General features: G+C 61.0%; 14 protein-coding genes. 8 read left to right on the plus strand and 6 right to left on the minus strand.

Annotation, left to right across the window (positions count from 1 at the left end; all coding sequences use genetic code 11):
- Positions 1–209 precede the first annotated feature (209 nt).
- A complete protein-coding gene (locus I2E13_RS03235) occupies positions 210–1,016 on the plus strand; it encodes a hypothetical protein (RefSeq protein WP_195404169.1) in 807 nt (268 codons plus the stop codon).
- A 348-nt stretch (positions 1,017–1,364) separates the two neighbouring features.
- On the opposite strand, the gene I2E13_RS03240 is transcribed toward I2E13_RS03235, so the two are convergent.
- The 3 genes from I2E13_RS03240 to I2E13_RS03250 form a co-directional block, all read right to left on the minus strand.
- The gene (locus I2E13_RS03240; RefSeq protein ID WP_195404170.1) at positions 1,365–2,528 is read right to left on the minus strand and encodes a phosphoglycerate dehydrogenase; all 1,164 of its coding nucleotides are present in this window, start codon (positions 2,526–2,528) and stop codon (positions 1,365–1,367) included.
- Between the two features lie 72 nt (positions 2,529–2,600).
- A complete protein-coding gene (gene serC / locus I2E13_RS03245; protein WP_195404171.1) occupies positions 2,601–3,725 on the minus strand; it encodes a 3-phosphoserine/phosphohydroxythreonine transaminase in 1,125 nt (374 codons plus the stop codon).
- 225 nt (positions 3,726–3,950) lie between these two features.
- Positions 3,951–5,552, minus strand: coding sequence for a potassium/proton antiporter (locus I2E13_RS03250; RefSeq protein WP_195404172.1), 1,602 nt, complete (start codon positions 5,550–5,552; stop codon positions 3,951–3,953).
- 325 nt (positions 5,553–5,877) lie between these two features.
- On the opposite strand from I2E13_RS03250, the gene I2E13_RS03255 reads away from it, so the two are divergent.
- The gene (locus I2E13_RS03255; RefSeq protein ID WP_195404173.1) at positions 5,878–6,717 is read left to right on the plus strand and encodes a metallophosphoesterase; all 840 of its coding nucleotides are present in this window, start codon (positions 5,878–5,880) and stop codon (positions 6,715–6,717) included.
- A 195-nt stretch (positions 6,718–6,912) separates the two neighbouring features.
- Here I2E13_RS03255 and I2E13_RS03260 read toward each other — a convergent pair whose 3' ends face one another.
- Positions 6,913–8,493, minus strand: coding sequence for a lipopolysaccharide biosynthesis protein (locus I2E13_RS03260; RefSeq protein WP_229057800.1), 1,581 nt, complete (start codon positions 8,491–8,493; stop codon positions 6,913–6,915).
- A gap of 351 nt (positions 8,494–8,844) precedes the next feature.
- Between I2E13_RS03260 and pckA the strand changes: the two genes are divergently transcribed.
- The 5 genes from pckA to I2E13_RS03285 all read left to right on the plus strand — a co-directional run bounded on the left by pckA (position 8,845) and on the right by I2E13_RS03285 (position 13,454).
- The gene (gene pckA, locus I2E13_RS03265; protein WP_195404174.1) at positions 8,845–10,515 is read left to right on the plus strand and encodes a phosphoenolpyruvate carboxykinase (ATP); all 1,671 of its coding nucleotides are present in this window, start codon (positions 8,845–8,847) and stop codon (positions 10,513–10,515) included.
- A gap of 227 nt (positions 10,516–10,742) precedes the next feature.
- A complete protein-coding gene (locus I2E13_RS03270; RefSeq protein ID WP_118328108.1) occupies positions 10,743–11,462 on the plus strand; it encodes a B3/B4 domain-containing protein in 720 nt (239 codons plus the stop codon).
- 168 nt (positions 11,463–11,630) lie between these two features.
- On the plus strand, positions 11,631–12,080 hold the full coding sequence (locus tag I2E13_RS03275; RefSeq protein ID WP_118328107.1) for a MarR family winged helix-turn-helix transcriptional regulator: 450 nt from the start codon (positions 11,631–11,633) through the stop codon (positions 12,078–12,080).
- A gap of 119 nt (positions 12,081–12,199) precedes the next feature.
- Complete coding sequence (locus tag I2E13_RS03280) at positions 12,200–13,054, plus strand: DegV family protein (protein ID WP_195404175.1); 855 nt, start codon at positions 12,200–12,202, stop codon at positions 13,052–13,054.
- 79 nt (positions 13,055–13,133) lie between these two features.
- Positions 13,134–13,454: an MGMT family protein gene (locus I2E13_RS03285; RefSeq protein ID WP_195404176.1), complete on the plus strand. Its 321-nt coding sequence runs from the start codon at positions 13,134–13,136 to the stop codon at positions 13,452–13,454.
- A gap of 384 nt (positions 13,455–13,838) precedes the next feature.
- Here I2E13_RS03285 and trpS read toward each other — a convergent pair whose 3' ends face one another.
- Positions 13,839–14,888, minus strand: a complete 1,050-nt coding sequence (gene trpS / locus I2E13_RS03290) for a tryptophan--tRNA ligase (protein WP_117757745.1) — start codon at positions 14,886–14,888, stop codon at positions 13,839–13,841.
- Between the two features lie 178 nt (positions 14,889–15,066).
- Positions 15,067–16,266 carry a glycosyltransferase family 4 protein gene (locus I2E13_RS03295; protein WP_195404177.1) on the minus strand — a complete coding sequence of 400 codons (1,200 nt, stop codon included), beginning with the start codon at positions 16,264–16,266 and terminating at the stop codon, positions 15,067–15,069.
- 537 nt (positions 16,267–16,803) lie between these two features.
- On the opposite strand from I2E13_RS03295, the gene I2E13_RS03300 reads away from it, so the two are divergent.
- Positions 16,804–17,742: a radical SAM protein gene (locus tag I2E13_RS03300; RefSeq protein WP_195404178.1), complete on the plus strand. Its 939-nt coding sequence runs from the start codon at positions 16,804–16,806 to the stop codon at positions 17,740–17,742.
- Positions 17,743–17,817 lie beyond the last annotated feature (75 nt).

Raw genomic sequence — 17,817 nt, forward strand, 5'->3', positions numbered from 1 at the left:
GGTATCACCGGATACCCCCACAGGTCTTGGCAATAATGTCGGACCTGCCTGATTCTGTAGACGATCCGCGCAGGGAGCACCTATGTGAGCATCCGCTCGTCACGCATTTCCTGGGCACCCCGTTACACGTGTTGGCGCAGGGCAGCTGCGGACGTAAGGGCGATCGCATTGTCAGGCATGTTTGGAACGGGGAGAGGCCGTTTGATTCCATGCGACAGACAGAGTTTGGCCTCGATGTCGCGTCCCCGCTCTTTACCCTGCTGACCCTGGCTTCCTCGGTCTCAAACGAGCGTCTGATCATGTGCATGTATGAGATGTGCGGCACCTTTGCCGTGTGCAAGATTGCGCCTCAGGTAAAGTCGGCACTTGAGCAGGCATACGGGGGCCGGTGGGGTGACGCACGGTCGGGCTGGGAAAACGTAAAGGATACCTCGGGGAATCCAACAGACTTGTGGAAACGACCTCCCTTGATTGAGCTCTCTGAACTTACCGAGTACGTCGATAAGATCCCGGGGCTCCGCGGCGCTAAATCGTTCACGCGTGCCGCGAAATGCATTACGGGGGTGGCGGCATCGCCGCTCGAGGTCCAAGCTTCGATGCTGTTTGGCCTTACGAGGTTGCGCGGCGGCGAAGGGCTGCGCCTTACCAATAACGTTGAGATTCGTATGACGCGCAGCGCCCGCCTGATTTCGGGGCTTGATAGGCGCTATGCCGATATCCTGCTGGCAAATAAGGACGGCAGCAGAGAGTGTCTGGTTGAATGCCAAGGTAAAGCCATTCACGGATCCATAGAATCCAAGATTTCGGACTCCGATCGAACGACGGCGCTGCAAGCGATGGGATATCCCGTCATTCTGATGACCTATGGTCAGCTGGCCGACTCCGATGCCTTCCGCGTGGTGATGGAGCTCATCATGGCCTATCTCGATGTGCCGCTGAAAGACAAGACGCCGCGACAGCAGGAGCTCGAACGGCGGCTTCGTGAGGAGATTTTTATCGATTGGGCAGGAATGTAGCCGCGCGGGTGGAAAACGGTCGCGCGGACTAGAGTTTTGGTCGCAAAAAAGGCTTCGATTTTGCCTTGGAGGGGCCTTAAAAATGCTATCTAGAATAAGTTGTTTCGGAAAATCGACAGTCAACTTACATTCGGCACATAGAGATCGATTTTTACCTACTAAAGTCCCTGATAAAGCTGTTTATCAAAGCGGGTGTGCTTAGCGACTGGAGCCTCACTATCGATTATCTGAAAAAACTTGTTCTGGGTATCATTTTAAAGTCGTCCGGAGCAACAAAATCGCCCCCCGTTTCGTGAAAACGGGGGGCGAATGGGCTTCGTGGTCTGTCTGGCAGGCTTGGCACCGGCGCTATTTAATCACGCGCACGCGATACATCGACGGAATCTGCTTGAGCGCCTCGATCGTGCTGCCGTTCAGGTGCTCATCGGTGTCGAACATGGTGTAGGCGTTCTCGCCAGCGGACTCGTTGGTCATGCGCTGCACATTGGCGTTGTCCTTGGCGAGAATGGCCGTGATCTGGCCGATCATGTTGGGCACGTTGGCATGCAGGCAGGCAATGCGGCTTGCGGCGCGCGCCTTGCCCATGCTGCAGGCGGGGTAGTTGACGCTGTGCGCGATGTTGCCGTTTTCCAGGTAATCCTTGAGCTCGCTGATGGCCATGTCGGCGCAGTTGGCCTCGGCCTCGCCGGTGCCGGCGCCCGAATGCGTGGTGATAAACGTATTGGGCATCTTGACGGTCTTGGGCGTGGCAAAGTCGCAGCTAAACCAGCTGAGCTTGCCCTCGCGCAGGGCGGCGTCGACGGCGTCCTCGTCAATGATGGTCTCGCGCGCGTAGTTGATGAGCACGGCGTCGGGCGCCAGCAGGTTAATCTGCTCGGTGCTTATCATGCCGATGGTGTCTGCCTTGCTGGGCACGTGCACGGTGAGGTAGTCGCAGCCGCGGCACAGATCCTCGAGCGTGCCCACGCGCTGCACCTCGCGGCTCAGCACCCACGCGTGCTCGACGGAAATGAACGGATCGTAGCCGTAGACGTCCATGCCCAGGTCGACGCAGGCGTTGGCGACCTTGGAGCCCACGTTGCCCAGGCCGATGACGCCGATGCGCTTGCCCTTGAGCTCGCGGCCCACAAAGGCCTTCTTGGCCTTCTCGGCGTCGACCTGGATCTCGGGGTCGTCGGCGTTGTTGCGCACCCAGTTCATCGACTGTACCACGCCGCGGCTCGAGAGCACCAGCATGCCCAGGACGAGCTCCTTGACGGCGTTGCTGTTGGCACCGGGGGAGTTAAAGACGACGACGCCCTTCTTGGCGTACTCCTCGACGGGGATGTTGTTGACGCCGGCGCCGCAGCGGGCGATGGCGCGGATGCCCTCGGGCAGCTCGTAGCCGTGCAGGTCGGTGGAGCGCATCAGGATGGCGTCGGCCTCCTCGGCGGTGCCCACAAACTCGTAGCCCTCGCCAAACTCGACCTTGCCGTCTTTGGTGATGTCGTCGATGGTCTTAATCTTACGCATGGAAAAACTCCTTAGCAGGTTTTGATCTAAACAGGGTGGTTTGAGATGGCTGGTCGGCCCGCGTGCTGCGGGCTAGTTAGATCGCGGGCTCAAACTATGCTGCGCTTCGAAGTCCTTCATGTACGTGGCCAGCGCCTGCACGTCCTCCATGGTGACGGCGTTGTAGACGCTGGCGCGCATGCCGCCCACCAGGCGATGGCCCTTGACGTTTTGAATCTGGTGCTCGGCCGCGCCTGCGACAAAGGCCGCGTCGAGCCTGGCGTCGTCGGTGCGGAAGGTGACGTTGGCGATGGAGCGACTGTCGGCCTGCGTGGTGCCATGGAACAGTTTGCTTTGCTCGAGCAAGTCATAGAGCAGGTTGGCTTTGGCCCAGTTGCGCTCGGCCATGGCGGCAAGTCCGCCGGTCTGCTCAACCCAACGGAACACCTTGCCGCACACGTAGATACCAAAGGTGTTGGGCGTGTTGAGCATGGAGCCCTTGGCGGCCTGGGTCTTAAGGTCCATGTACTGCGGCGTCTGCGCAAAGGCTGGACCGTCGGCGATCAGGTCGTCGCGCACGATAACCACGGTGACGCCCGCGGCGCCGGCGTTTTTCTGAGCGCCGGCGTAGATGAGTCCGTAGCGCTCGACGTCGAGCGGCTGCGACAAAAAGCAGCTCGAGACATCGGCGACCAGCGGTACGTCGCCGAAGTTAGGCAGCTCGTGGTACATGGTGCCAAAGATGGTGTTGTTCTGGCAGATGTAGACGTAGTCGAGCCCGCCGCCCGCGGCCTCGGCGGCAATGCTCGCGTTGATGTCGGCCATGGCGGGAATGCGGTCGAAATTGGCGTCCTCGGAGCTCGCGAGCAGCACGGCCTCGCCGTACTTGGCGGCTTCCTTGTACGCCTTGTTGGCGAAGTTGCCGGTCACGACGTAGCCGGCGCGGCCGCGGCGCATGAGGTTCATCGGGATGCCCGCAAACTGCAGCGTGGCGCCGCCCTGCAAAAACAGAACACGGTAGTTATCGGGGATGCTCAGCAGGCGGCGCAGGGTTGCCTCGGCGTCGTCGATGATCTGCTGGTACATGCTAGATCGATGGCTCATCTCGAGCACGGACATGCCGCAACCGTGGTAGTCCATCATCTCGTCGGCGATCTCGGCGAGCACGCTGGTAGGCAGCGCGGCCGGGCCAGCTGAGAAGTTGTGCACACGTGCCATCTTCTAGTTCCCCTCGTAGTCGTTTGAACGTTCGGGATACTTTAGCACAGTGCAGCGTCAGGCGCGACCGCATCACGGTAAAACTCGAGTGCGCCGCTATGATTTACAGGATGGTTACATGGGGGAGGGGTGCCTTACTTCTCAGGAAAATCCAAATCTGCGAGCGAAGGCATGAGGTTCTCTGGGCGCTTGATCTCTTCGTCGCAAATTAGCTACCCCCGCCCGCTACGATGCCAGCGTGGCGATGACGGCTTCGTCGCCGGCGTATATGAGGGTGTTGCCGTCGGGGATGATCGTTTGGCCGTCGCGCTTGAGCATCACCACAATAAACGGATGCTTGCCCTGCGGCACGTCGCGCAGGCGCTGGCCGGCCAGGCGACCGTGGGGCGTTACGGTGATCTCACGCAGCGTAACCTCGGCACGCTCTTCAAACGTTGGCGCGGCCATAACCAGAAGGTCGCCTTCCTCGATGACGGTATCGCCGTTGGGCAGCACTGGGTGCGCACCGTCGCGCAGCACCAGGACGACGAGCATGTCCGTGACGCTGCCAATATCGGCGAGCGAGCGTCCGACAAACGGATGGCCCGCGCCCACCTTGAGCTTAACGAACGACATGCCGTCCTCGTCGCGGTAATCGTTAAAGGTGCGGCGCACGTCGCCTTCCGCGTCGATCATGTCGAGCTTCTTTGCCACCGCCGGCAGCAGCGAGCCCTGCACCACAATGCTCGACACGGCAATCACAAAGACTAGGTCAAACAGGTCGTGGCCACCGAGAACACCGGCCACAACGGCAAAGAGGCTAAAGACGACCGAAGCCGCGCCGCGCAGGCCCGCCCAGCTTACGAGTGCTACCTGGCGAGGATTGGTCTTAAAGGGCGCCAGCAGCATGCCCACGGCGATGGGGCGGCTCACGAAGAGCATAAACGCCATGAGTGCCAGGCCCGGCGGCAGCATTTGCGGCAGGCGGGCGGGCGTCACGAGCAGGCCGAGCAAAAAGAAGATGGTCATCTCGGCCATCTCGGTGAGGGTGTCGAAGAAGTGCGCCAGCTCGACCTTGCCGGTGATGTCGCTCGCGCCCAGCACAATTCCGGCAAGGTACACGGCCAAAAAGCCGTTGCCACCCAGATAACTCGGCAGTGCGTAGGCGACGATCGCCACAGCGAACAAGAAGATGGTCTGCGCGCCCTCGGCTGTTGCATGTGCGCGCTCGATCAAGCGGCCCGATGCCCAGCCGATGACAATGCCCAGGCCCACGCCTAGGATGATTTGCTTGGCCAGCAGCACGGGGATGTTAACGTCGCCGCCCGCCGCGAGGGTCGCGAGCACGGCGGTGAGCATGTAGGCGACGGGATCGTTGGAGCCCGATTCGACTTCGAGCAGCGAGTCGGTGCCGGCCTTTAGCGAAAGACTGTGCTCGCGCAGCACGCTAAAGACGCTGGCCGCGTCGGTGGATGCCACGACTGATCCCAGCAGCAGGCCGCCGATCCAGTCGAAGCCCAGTACAAAGTGCGCGAACACGCCCGTGATGCCAGCGGTGATGACGACGCCGAGCGTGCTCAGCAGCACCGCTGGCACAGCGACAGGTTTGGCGCGGTCGATGTTGGTGTTAAAGCCGCCGTAGAACATGATGAACAGCAGCGCCGTGCTGCAGACGGTTTCGGTGAGCGCGTAGTCGCTAAAGTCGATGTGCGCCGGCCCGTTGACGCCCAGCAGCATGCCGAGCGCGATAAAGATGAGCAGGGTGGGGAAGGGGAGCTTTTTGCCGACGGGTTTGATGGTCAGGCACAGAATAATGACGAGTCCGATAAAGAGAAGTATCTGGTTCATGGATGGTGTCCGCTCCTGGGTGGTTTGCGTGGCACGGTCAGTTGTCTGCTGTTATTTGTACCCAAAGATGGTGGGTTTATGGGGGCGGATTGCAGGCGTGCGCATTTTCGACACGAGGCGAAGGTGCGGGCGGCGCTGGTTGGGGCGCTGTATCAGACGGCGCGGCGTGAGCGGTGCGGGTTGACGGGCGTGCGCCGGCGACTGTTGACGGTATGCAACCCTTTCCAGCTTTATTGCTACGGAGTACAATGGGTAACGTTTAAGTTCAACTTGAAGTTTTAGTTGCGGCGCCGGGCTTCGGCCGCAATGCAAGGAGAGGCGTACCATGGCGATCTATGTGACATCTGATGCTCACGGGCACGTGCGTGCGCTTGACGAGGCCCTGTCCAAGATTTCGCTGGCGTCCGACGACACGCTGTACGTGCTGGGTGACATGATCGATCGCGGACCCGATCCGGTTGGCGTTATTAAGCTCGTGCGGTCGCTACCCAACGCTCGCGTGCTCAAGGGCAACCACGAGCAGATCATGCTCGACGCCATCATTGGCCAGGATCCGCTCGATGCCGAGACCTGGGATATCAACGGCGGTTGGAATACCCGCCAGCAGCTCAACGATATGGAATTTGAGACGTACGAGGAGCTTGTGCGTTGGATGGCGACGCTGCCGCTCTACGCGGTTGCCGAGACTGGCGAGCGCCCGTACCTGCTGGTACATGCCGGCATCCAGACCGAGACGGCGCGGGCGTTTTTGCTTGAACATGGGGTTGATTGTGCCGATGGTGCGGGGGCAGTGGATGCCGATCGCGAGTTACTGCAGCAGATGCTTGCCGTGCAGTCGTCCGATGACTTGCTGTGGATTCGCCATGGCTACTGGGATGCGCCGACGGGGCTTCTTTCTGCCGAGGGCAAGGGTCCGGTCGTGGTGAGCGGCCACACGCCCACGGTGTCGCTCGGGCGTTATTGCGAGGTAGGCGGCCTGGCGGGGCTCGATGAGGAGTCGGGGCGCGGGCAGATCGTGCGCCTGGGCGGCGAGGACACCGCCGGCGTGCCCGATCGCATCGACATCGACTGCGCCGCCGCCACCGGCTCCGAGTTCGGCCGCGTAGGCATCCTGCGCCTGGATGATGGTGTGGAGTTCTATGCGAACATCAACCCGGGCGAATAACCTTGTTCCGCCGTTCTACCGAACGGCGGTCACGTTGACGCTGCGCAGCCCCGAAGCACCCCATCTTGTCGCTCAAACCGTCGCTCGCGTACAGAAGTACGCGTCGCTCCTCTTTCGCGCCAACCTGGGGCACTTCGAGACTGCTCGCTGTCGGTGCCAAAACATCGACGTTTCTTTTCTTCAAATTGATTCGAATTAGGCGCCGTATGGGTTGCGGTCGCGTTCGATGCGTTGGCGGATGTGGGCGTACTCGATAATCAGTAGCACCAGGAGTAGGGCCATGATGGCTAGGTAGCTCACCACAGCGCCCATCAGACCCAGCAGCTTAATCAGGATCACCGGCAGCACCACGCTTACGGCAAAGCAGATCAGGTAGATCTTGGTGACGTCTCCAGCGTGGCGCAGCACCGTGATGATGGCGTAGATAAAGTCGATTGCCGCGGTGACGCCGCCGGCGACAACCATTAGCAGCGCCAGCGTGCGGTAGCGCTCAAAGTTAAGGCCGTACATAAAGCTCATGATGGGGATGCCGGGGCCTGCCATAAATGCGGCGCACGCTCCGGTAATGACTACGATTAGTGCCATAACGGCAACAATAATCAGGTCAAAGCGGCGACGCTTACGCGGATTCGCCCAAATGCTCGACAGACGCAGGAGCTGCGGTTTATAGATAAATTCAATGCTCAATAAAATAGCCTGCGCCGGAAAGAATAGGGCATTAAAGTACAACTGATACTTGTAGGCCAGCGTGCCTTCCATCACGAACTTGGGCCTGCTCTCGATAAGGTTGAACAGGAACAGCGCACCAAAGAGCGGGGCGCACTGGACAAACAGGTAGCCGACCTCGCGCAGGCTCACGCGGCGCGATTTTTCAGTTTCGAGCAGGGCGAGCGGGGCGGTGACCAGCACGAGCGAGGCGATGGCGGCGACGCCCATGGCCATGGCCGCGATGGGCATGCTGCGCGTAAGGAACAGCGCCACGCTAAAGACCACGATGACGCCGATGGAACGCAGCGTTTGGCTCATGCCGGCCAAATAGAGCTTGTCGGCCTGCTGCAGGCGGCCCTCGTACACGTCCGCCACGCCGTCGATTACCTTATAGAGGTAGACGCCCAGGCCGATCGTGGCCATCTGCGCATCGTAGCCGCGGGCGCTGCTGTACATGAGGCCGCAGCCTAGGGCGAGCGCTCCGCAGAGCCAGCGGTTGAGCTGGTAGGAGGCAAAGGACGTCTTTTCGTCGATGTCCGAGACCTGAAAATTACGCGCGCCGTAGTTGCACGCGATCATGATGAGCGTGCCGGTGACAAAGGCGATGGAGAACTTGCCGGCTTCCTCGGCGCCCACAAGCTGCGTGGACACGATGGTGAGCAACGGAAACGCCATGCCCCACACGGCGGTGCCCAGGGTATTCCAAAGGTAGTCGAGACGGGTGGCGTGATCTTCGTACTCGGCTTCTTGCGTGGAGAAGCCGCCGCCGTAGACAGCGCCGAGCAGGCGGTTCCACCATGCGTTAACCATGCGGTGGATGGGGCCGGGTTGGCGATCGCGCTCGCGGCGACGGCGTGTGGCCTGGCTGCTGTCGGGACCGCCGGCGTTACGCTGGCTTAGCTCTTGGATTCGTGCGAGCTCCTCGGCGGTGTGCGATGCGGGGAACAGGCCGTTCTCGATGCGTCCGCCCTGGGCCTTTGCGGTACCGCTGCTCGTTGCGGCGGGGTCGGCGACGCCATTACGGCGGGCGATGGTGCGGCGGATGCTATCGAGGGGCGTGATGCTCAAGGCGATTCCTTTCTATTGCTGCGCTCTAGTATAGCCGCGGTGGTATCGACTCGTGTTTTTGACCAGGTTGTTCAATATATTCGGCGGTGCCATTCAGTAGTCGGCACTTTAGGAACGTCCCTAAGTGCCGGCATCTGGGGACACTCCTTGAATGTTGCCTGTTCAAGAGTGTCCCCAACGACTAGTCGTTTAAGAACGTCCCCAATGACTAGGCCGCTTGCGTGCGATTTTTGACCGTTGGGCGGGCGCTTCGCCCTTGCCGCAAAAACGTTTTTGCATATCGGGTACAACGGGCTTTACGTGAGTAAAGTGCGCGCCGCGTCCACGTGTCGCGTTTTTAAAGGAGGCCCCATGCCTGGTGTTACCCCTGCAGAAGTTCTATCCAACTTTGGCATTACGCTGGTCGAAGATCCCGCCGAGAACCAGCCCCGCCTGCTGGTCGACCTGCCGGCAGCCGAGCTCGTCGAGCATGCGATTCGCCGCGAAGAGGGCCGTATGGCCTCCAACGGCGCACTCGTGATCGAGACGGGGGAGCGTACCGGACGTTCGCCCAACGACCGCTTTATCGTTGACACCCCCGATGTCCACGACAAGATTGCCTGGGGCGCCGTCAACCGCCCGCTGTCCGTCGAAAGCTACGAGGTCATCAAAGCCGGCATCGTCGACTATCTCAACGAGCGCGATGTGTTCGTCACCCGCGGCATGGCCGGCGCCGACCGCAACCACACGCGCCGTCTGCTTGTCGCCTGCGAGCGTGCCAGCCAGGCGCTCTTCATTAAGCAGATGCTCGCCCGCCCGCTCGCCCGCGAAATCGCGCGCACTGGCGAGCCGGATTTCTGCGTGCTCGCCGCGCCGGGCTACCAGTGCGATCCCGCCATCAAGGGCCTCAACTCCAGCGCCGCCGTGGTCATCAACTTCCAGGAGCGAGTGATTCTGGTCGCCGGCACCGGCTACTCCGGTGAGATCAAAAAGTCGATCTTCAGCGTCATGAACTACCTGCTGCCCGTCGAGGACGACGTGCTGCCCATGCACTGCTCGGCCAGCATGGATCCTGTCACGCACGAGACTGCCGTGTTCTTTGGCCTGTCCGGCACCGGCAAGACCACGCTTTCGGCCAATCCCACGCGCCTGCTGATCGGCGACGACGAGCACGGTTGGTCCGACATGGGCATCTTCAACATCGAGGGTGGCTGCTACGCCAAATGCGAGGGCCTGGACGCCTTCCACGAGCCCGAGATCTTCAACGCTGTCCGCTTTGGCGCGATCTGCGAAAACGTGGTGCTCGACGAGAACCGCAAGCCCAACTACGACGACATCTCGATCACGCACAACACGCGCGTGGCATACCCTGTGGAGCACATTCCCAACGCGTGGACCAAGGGCATGGGCACCACTCCAAGCGTCGTGCTGTTCCTGACCTGCGACGCCTTTGGCGTGTTGCCGCCCATCTCACGCCTGACGGCCGATGCCGCCATGTACCACTTCGTGACGGGCTTTACGGCCAAGATCCCCGGCACCGAGGTCGGCGTCACCGAGCCCACGCCCACGTTCTCTTCGCTGTTTGGCGAGCCGTTTATGCCGCTCGACCCCATGGTCTATGCCAAGATGCTCGGTGAGCGCATCGCCGACGGCCGCACGCGTGTGTACCTGGTCAACACCGGCTGGATCGGCGGCGGTTATGGCGTGGGCCATCGCATCGAGCTTGCCTACACGCGCGCCCTGGTGGCCCGTGCCCTCGACGGTACCATCGAGGACAGCGAGTTCGTGCATGACGATATCTTTAACGTCGACATTCCCACCACGTGCCACGGTGTGCCCGACGGCATTCTGGTGCCGCGCCAGTACTGGCAGAGCACCGCTCGCTACGACGAGGCAGCGCACAACCTGGCCGTGATGTTCGAGGAGAACTTCGAGAAGAAGTACTCGCACCTGCCCGAGTCCGTCAAGGCCGCCGGCCCGCACGCCCAGGTGCCCGCTGAGGCCCGTCATCGCGGCCGCGGCCTGCTGGGGCTCCGCCACTAGCGTCGCCTCAGGCCCAAAACCACCACAAAGGGGACGGGCGCCTTTGTGGTGGTTTTACTCACGCGAATGACTCGGGTTACAATACGCCTGACATATCGCCCCCTTCTCCGGATGGGGGCAGCGTAAGCGCTCTTGTGGCGGCACCGTAGGACTTTGAAGGTGGCCGCTGTGAGGGCGCTTTTTGTTTAGGCGTCCGGACTCGGGCGTCCGCTATGAAGGGAGAACATATGAAGAGTTTCGTTGCCGAGGATTCGTTTTGGGAGCTGTTTCCGCAGGCGGCTATCGGCGTCGTGGTCGTAAAGGGCATGAAGCCCGCGGCTCAGATTCCCCAGGAGGACGTGGATGCAATCGCCGCGCTGCTTGACCGCGCCAACATCGATGCGGAGCGCCATCTGACCAGCGATACCATCAGCGAGAACGCGCCGGTCAAGGCATGGCGCGAGGCCTATCGCCTGTTCAAGACCAAGAAGGGCGCGCGTTGCTCAGTTGAGAACCTGCTCAAGCGCGTGCTCAAAGGCAAGCCGGTCGGCCACATCACGCCGGCGGTGGATATCTACAACACGATTTCGTTGACTTATGCGCTGCCCGTTGGCGGTGAGGATTTGCATGCTATTGAGGGCAATCTGCGCCTGACGGTGACCGACGGCGGCGACGCGTTCTTGCCACTTGGCGAGGAGGCGGATGATCCGACGCTGCCCGACGAGCTTGCCTATATCGACGATGCAGGCGCCGTGTGCCGCTGCTGGAACTGGCGCGATGGCGTTCGCACGGCGCTGTCCGACGATTCGGCCGATGCGTTCCTGGCGATTGAGTGCGTAGAGCCCGAGCGCATGGGGGATTGCCAGGCTGCGATCGATCGCCTCGCTGAGCTGCTCGAGCGGTATTTGGGAGCGACGGTTGTCGTTAAGACGCTTGTGACCCGCGACAATCCTTGCGTGGAGTTGTAGCAACGCCTAAAACTTATTGAGGTTCAAACCACCACAAAGGTGCCTGTCCCCTTTGTGGTGGTTTTTATGTTGATGGGTTAACAAATCGGATATTTGGGTACGGGTGTTGCCTTGTGCGGCTAAGATGTTTACCCGTTAGCATCATGTAAGCGAAAGGCGGTCGTCACCATGCAGCAGAACGACGAGACACGTTTTGAGGACTTTGTCGGACTGATCAGCGGCCTCTACAAGGAGATTCAGCGCATCAAGACGTCCGAAGGCGCAAGGCTCGGCCTTAAGGGCTCCGATGTCATGTGCCTGTACTATCTTGAGCGCAGCAAGGACGGCCTGACTGGCGCCGACCTCGCCCGCATGGCCGGCGTTACCCGTGCCGCCGTTTCGCGCACACTGGCTCATCTGGAGGAGGGCGGCTACGTCGAGGTTGACGACTCGGGTGATGCGGCCGTCAAGTACCGTGCTCCGGTGCGCCTGACTGCTCTGGGCGGCGAGAGCATGAGCGAGGCCGATCGCATCATTCGCGATGTGCTCGATACCACCGGCAAGGCCATGGGCGTGGAGCAGCGCGAGCAGATGTATGCGTCGCTGCGCACGATCCTCAGCACCCTGCGCGAGATTTAGAGCCGCGCTGGCACTATCTTTCAGCCAACAACTGCATCGTCCCGTTTGAGCGCGCACGCCGCGCCGGGACATTGTTGTCAAAATTCCCTGCGCGAGACCTGCGCAAGAAAGGATTCGCTATGTCCGTCCGCATTATTACCGATTCCGCGAGCGATATGTCTCCGGCGGAGCACCCCGCTCTGCGTGTTCTGCCGCTGTCCGTCACCTTTGGCACCGATGTGTACATGGATGGCGTCGACATCGATCACCAACGCTTTTACGAGATGCTCGTGGAGCGTGATGAGCTGCCCAAGACCGGTCAGGTCAACCCGTACGCCTTTTCGCAGGCGATTGCCGAGGTTCGTGAGGCCGGCGACGAGGCGGTGATTATTACCGTGGGTGCCAAGCTTTCGGGCACCAACCAGAGTGCTCGCACCGCACTTGCCGAGGCGCCGGGCAGCGACGTGTATGTGGTGGATAGCAACAACGTCACCCTGGGCGAGCGCGTGCTGGTCGAGTATGCGCTGCGCTTGGTGGACGAGGGCCAGGGCGCGGCTCAGGTTGCGGCGGCTGTCGAGGCCGTTCGCGACCGCGTGGTGGTCATCGGTTTGCTTGAGACGCTGGAGTACCTGGTGCGCGGAGGCCGCTTGTCTGCTGCGGCCGGCGCCGTGGGTACGCTACTCAACGTGAAGCCTGTTGTGGCCGCCGAGGATGGCCTGATCGTGCAACTGGGTAAGGCGCGCGGTTCCAAGAACGGTCGTAACCTGCTCAACCAGAAGGTCGAAAAGGCGGGCGGCATCGACTTTTCCATGCCGCTGGCGCTCGGCTATACGGGCCTTTCGGATGCAGTGCTCAAGAAGTATATCGAGGACAGTGCGGCGCTGTGGGCTGGCCATGCCGAGAGCGAGCTGCCCATCCACACCATTGGCGCCACTATCGGCACCCACGTGGGCCCCGGCGCCGTAGCCGTAGCCTTCTTCCGCCCCGCCAACTAGCTTTCCGGTCAAAACCACCACAAAGGTGCCTGTCCCCTTTTTGGTGGTTTATGCTGGTTTGGGTTGAAGGGAGCGAGCAATGGCGTCTGAGGGCTTTTTTGAGCGGGTGTACGAGGTGGTCGAGCAGATCCCCGAAGGGATGGTCGCCACGTACGGCCAGGTGGCGCTGCTTGCCGGTCGTCCACGAAGTGCGCGGTACGTGGGGTATGCCCTGCATAGCAATCCGCGCCCTGGTCAGATTCCCTGCCATCGTGTGGTGTTTGCCGATGGCCGCATTTGCGAGGGCTTTGCTTTTGGCGGTCCCGATGCTCAGCGCGAACTTATGCTGGGGGAGGGCGTGACGTTTAAGGACGACATGCACGTCGACTTGGCCGTCTGTCGCTGGCCAGCAGGGCTCTAGCGGCTCCGCCGTGGCCAAAACCACCACAAAGGTGCCTGTCCCCTTTGTGGTGGTTTTAGTTTACCTGAGCTAACTTATGGAGAAGTTATGGCGGCGCTAATTTCCGCCTGAAAGTAAACCACGGTGAACTATATTGGTTTCAGCAACGGAGCAGGCATTAGGCGATGAAAAAGCCTGCCCTGTTGAGTTTGATTCGCGTTCCTCCCCTCTGTGCGATTCAACGGTGTACTTCGGGAACAGGCCCGCTGGCAACTAACTGCCAGCGGGCCTGTTCCTGTTTGTCGGGGGAGTGCGATGGACGGAGCCGAACCGGTCGGGTAACAAAAAAGCGGACGCCGTAGCGCCCGCCCTAAAGCAATCGAAAGCTCAAGCCAGCAGATCGGTTTAGTACACCATGCCCATGGCGTCCTGAACCTCGGCCAGGGTCTGCTCGGCGATCTCGTTGGCGCGGCGATTGCCCTCATGCAGCACGTCCTTCACGTAATCCAGGTCGTTCTCGTAGCGCTGGCGACGCTCGCGGATCGGGGCGAAGTACTCGTTGACGGCCTCGGTCACGTACTTCTTGAGCTGGCCGGAGCCGCCCATGCCGATCTCCTCGGCAATCTCGACCTCGGAACGACCGGTGCAGATGGCGGCCGTCGAAAGCAGGCCGGACACGCCGGGGCGGTTCTCGGGATCAAACGTGATCATGCGCTCGGAGTCGGTTTGGCTCTTCTTGATGCGCTTGGCCGTCTCCTCGGCGGTCATCGAGATGTTGATGGCGTTGCCGTAGCTCTTGCTCATCTTGCGACCGTCAAGGCCGGGCAGCAGCGGGGTCTCGGACAGCAGCGCTTCGACCTCGGGAAATACCTTGCCGTAGCGGTTGTTAAAGCGGCGTGCGATGGTACGGGTGAGCTCGATGTGCGGCAGCTGGTCGCGGCCGACGGGAACCACGTTGCCCTTGCAGAACAGGATGTCGCAGGCCTGGTGCACCGGATAGGTGAGCAGAAGGCCGGTGAGCTCGTGGCCCGAGGCCTCCATCTCGGCCTTAACCGTGGGGTTGCGCGCCAGCTCGGCCTCGGAGACCAGCGACAGGAACGGCAGCATGAGCTGGTTGGCGGCGGGTACGGCGGAGTGCGCGTAGATCATGGTCTTGTCGGGGTCGATACCGCAGGCAAGGTAGTCCATGACCATGTTGTACACGTTGTCCTGGATATGCTCGGTGGTGTCGCGGTCGGTGATGACCTGGTAGTCGGCGATGAGCACGTTGGTCTTGGCGCCCATGTTCTGCAATTCAACACGTCCCTTGAGGGTGCCGAAGTAGTGACCCAGGTGCAAGCGTCCGGTCGGGCGGTCGCCGGTGAGCATGGTGAACTTCTCGGGCGTCTTTGCCAGGCCCTCGCGAATGGCGTTGCTCTTTTGCAGCGCGACTTCGTAGCTGTTCTCGTTTGGCATGATTGCTCCTTACGTATGCGTATTGGTCAAGATGATAACGCGTTTATTGAAGGGGGTGAGGCGTAAGCAGGAGAGGGGCGAGAAAGGGCGACTTGCGCGATGGGTACAGAGCTGTGCGACGGGTGCGGCGTGGCTGCGCTTGGCCAGCGGCACCTGGGCGCATCCTCGGCAGCTTACCCTAGCGCCTGTGGTGGCGCTCTTCCCTACGTTCCTCGGCTGCCTGCTCCTCCTGCTTAAAGGCGGGGTCGTCGGGGGTTACCAGCTCGTCTTCGTGCGTCCGCTTGTTGTAATGGTGGCGCAGGACGGGCTCAAACAGGTGCAGATGCTTGGCGAAGGCAGCCGAGCCAATGGCGAGCACGACAAAGATGAGCACGCGCGTGGGCACCTCGACCTGATTGATCGCGGCGGCGCCGGCCGAAAGCATGATGCACCAGGCGTAGATGAGCAGCACGGCCTGCTTCTGGTTGTAACCCTCTTGGATCAGGCGGTGGTGGATGTGGCCCTTGTCGGCCTGTCCGATGCTAATGTGGGCGCGCTTGCGGCGCACGATGGCGCTGAACGTGTCGATGATGGGCACGCCGGCTACGATGAGCGGGATGATGAGTGAGGTGAGCGCGGCGGTGCGGCTCACGTTGAGCAGCGAGATGGAGCCCAAAGCGAAACCCAACAGCAGCGACCCCGAGTCGCCCAAGAAGATGCTCGCGGGGTTGAAGTTGTAATGCAGAAAAGCCACGCACGAGCCAAAGAGCGCGATGGAGAGCGCGGCGGCGTCGATACGGCCCGAAAGCATGGCCATCGTGAACATGGTGAACGATGCGATGCCGCAAATGCCCGTGGCCAGGCCGTCGAGGCCGTCGATGAGGTTGATGATGTTGGTGAACGCCACCAGGTAGATCACGGTGATGGGGTAGGCGAGCCAGCCGAGCACGATCTCGCCAGGGGCAAACGGGTTGACGATGACGCCGATTTTAAGGCCGCCCACGCAGGCGATAAGCGCGGCGAGCACCTGACCGGCCAATTTTTGCTTGGGCTTGAGTTGGAAGACATCATCGATCGCGCCGGTCGCAAAGATCACGGTAAAGGAGAGTGCCAGCACGGGGTAGCTGATGTGCAGGCGCGGGTGCGGCACCAAAACGGGCGGCCAGCCCAGGTACCAGGTGCCCAGGATCTGCACGATGCAGGCGACGACGAGGCCCAAAAAGACCGCGGTGCCGCCCATGCGCGGGATGGGCTTAGTGTTGATACGGCGCTTGGAGGGATAGTCGACGGCGTCGAGCTTAATTGCCAGGCGCTTGACCAGGGGCACCGTGAGAAAGGTCGTGATAAAGGCAGCGGCCGCCACGCATAAGTACGGTATGAAGCTCGGGGATGAAGCCATGAATCGAAAACCGCCAAGCGTCGAAGGAAAAGGTCAAAGGGCGCTACGCGCAAAAGGGCATAGCTGACCCATGATACTCGACCGAGGGGGCGCGGGGGTTTGCGCCGTGCGATTATCACGCGCTTACCAGATATTGGGATGTTGGCGGAGGTTCTGCCGAGTGCCGTTGTTGGGTGTCATACGGGATCTGCGATGGCAATTCTTGGCAAAATCGGCAAAAGAAAACCACCCCCCACGTTACGAAAATGAACCCACCTAAAACAGGTGGGTGCCCTCATCGACCGTTCCAGCGTCCTTAACAACGAAGGATACCTGTACTAAGTACGACTGTGTGGGCTCCCTAAATAAACGCGACGGTTCACCCAGTTGCTCCGCGGGGGGCGGAATACCTATATCATAAAGCGGCGCTTTGTTGATTCCAGTCTTGACATTACAAAATTCGTGTCGGACGATTACGGCGCCTTGGGCTTGGAGCCGTCTGTGCGGTCCGGGCCTTTGCGTTTGAGCTGCTGAATCGTTGTTTTGGAGCATGTTTTTATGCCGACGTCGTTGACCGAACTTTTTTCGCCCGCCTGCCATTTGTGTCCACGCCGTTGCGGCGCGGCACGCGACGAGGGCGCGCGTGGCGTGTGCGGCGCAGACGACACGCTTAAGGTTGCCCGCGCGGCGCTCCATATGTGGGAGGAGCCGCCTATCTCGGGCGAGGCCGGCTCGGGCACGATTTTCTTTAGTGGCTGTTCGCTCAAATGCGTCTACTGCCAAAACCACGAGATCTCGACGGGCAATTTTGGGCTTGAGATTTCGCCCGAGCGCCTGGTCGAGATTATGTTGGAGCTGCAGGACCAGGGCGCCAACAACATTAACCTGGTGACTGTGACGCATTATGCTCACCTGCTGCCGGCCGCGATTGCCGCAGCGCGGGAGCGCGGGCTGGACATCCCGATCGTCTACAACACGAGCGGCTATGAGAGGGCGAGTGCCGTGGCTGCCCTGGGTGACCTGGTTGATTTGTGGCTCACCGACTTTAAATATGCCGATGCCGGGCTTGCGCAGTCGCTTTCTCATATTAAGGATTACCCGCGCGTGGCCGTGTCGGGCCTGGCACAGATGGCGCGCGAGATCGAGCGCCGCGGGGGAGAGCTGGTGGACGACGATGGGCTCATGAAGCGCGGTATGATCGTGCGTCACTTGGTGCTGCCGGGTCATGCTGACGATTCGTGCCGCGTGCTGGACCTGGTGTGGCAGACGGTGGGCGACGTGCCGATTTCGGTCATGAACCAGTACACGCCCAATGCACTCATGCGCGAGCAAGGCGGCGAGTTGGCACGTGCCGTGACGCGCGAGGAGTACGAGCAGGTGCTCGACCATGCCGACGACCTGGGCTTTACGACGATGTTCTGGCAAGAGGGTGGAGCGGTAGACGAGAGCTTTACCCCGGCGTTCGACACCACCGGCGTCCTTACCAGTGCAAAGTAGTCGTTTGCCGATGATATTTCTGGGGCGGGGATTAAAAAATCATCGGGAGGATCGCTTGCTCGAAAAGTAGTCAAA

The sequence above is a fragment of the Collinsella aerofaciens genome, from assembly GCF_015554145.1.
In the GTDB taxonomy this organism is placed as follows: Bacteria; Actinomycetota; Coriobacteriia; order Coriobacteriales; family Coriobacteriaceae; genus Collinsella; species Collinsella aerofaciens_AA.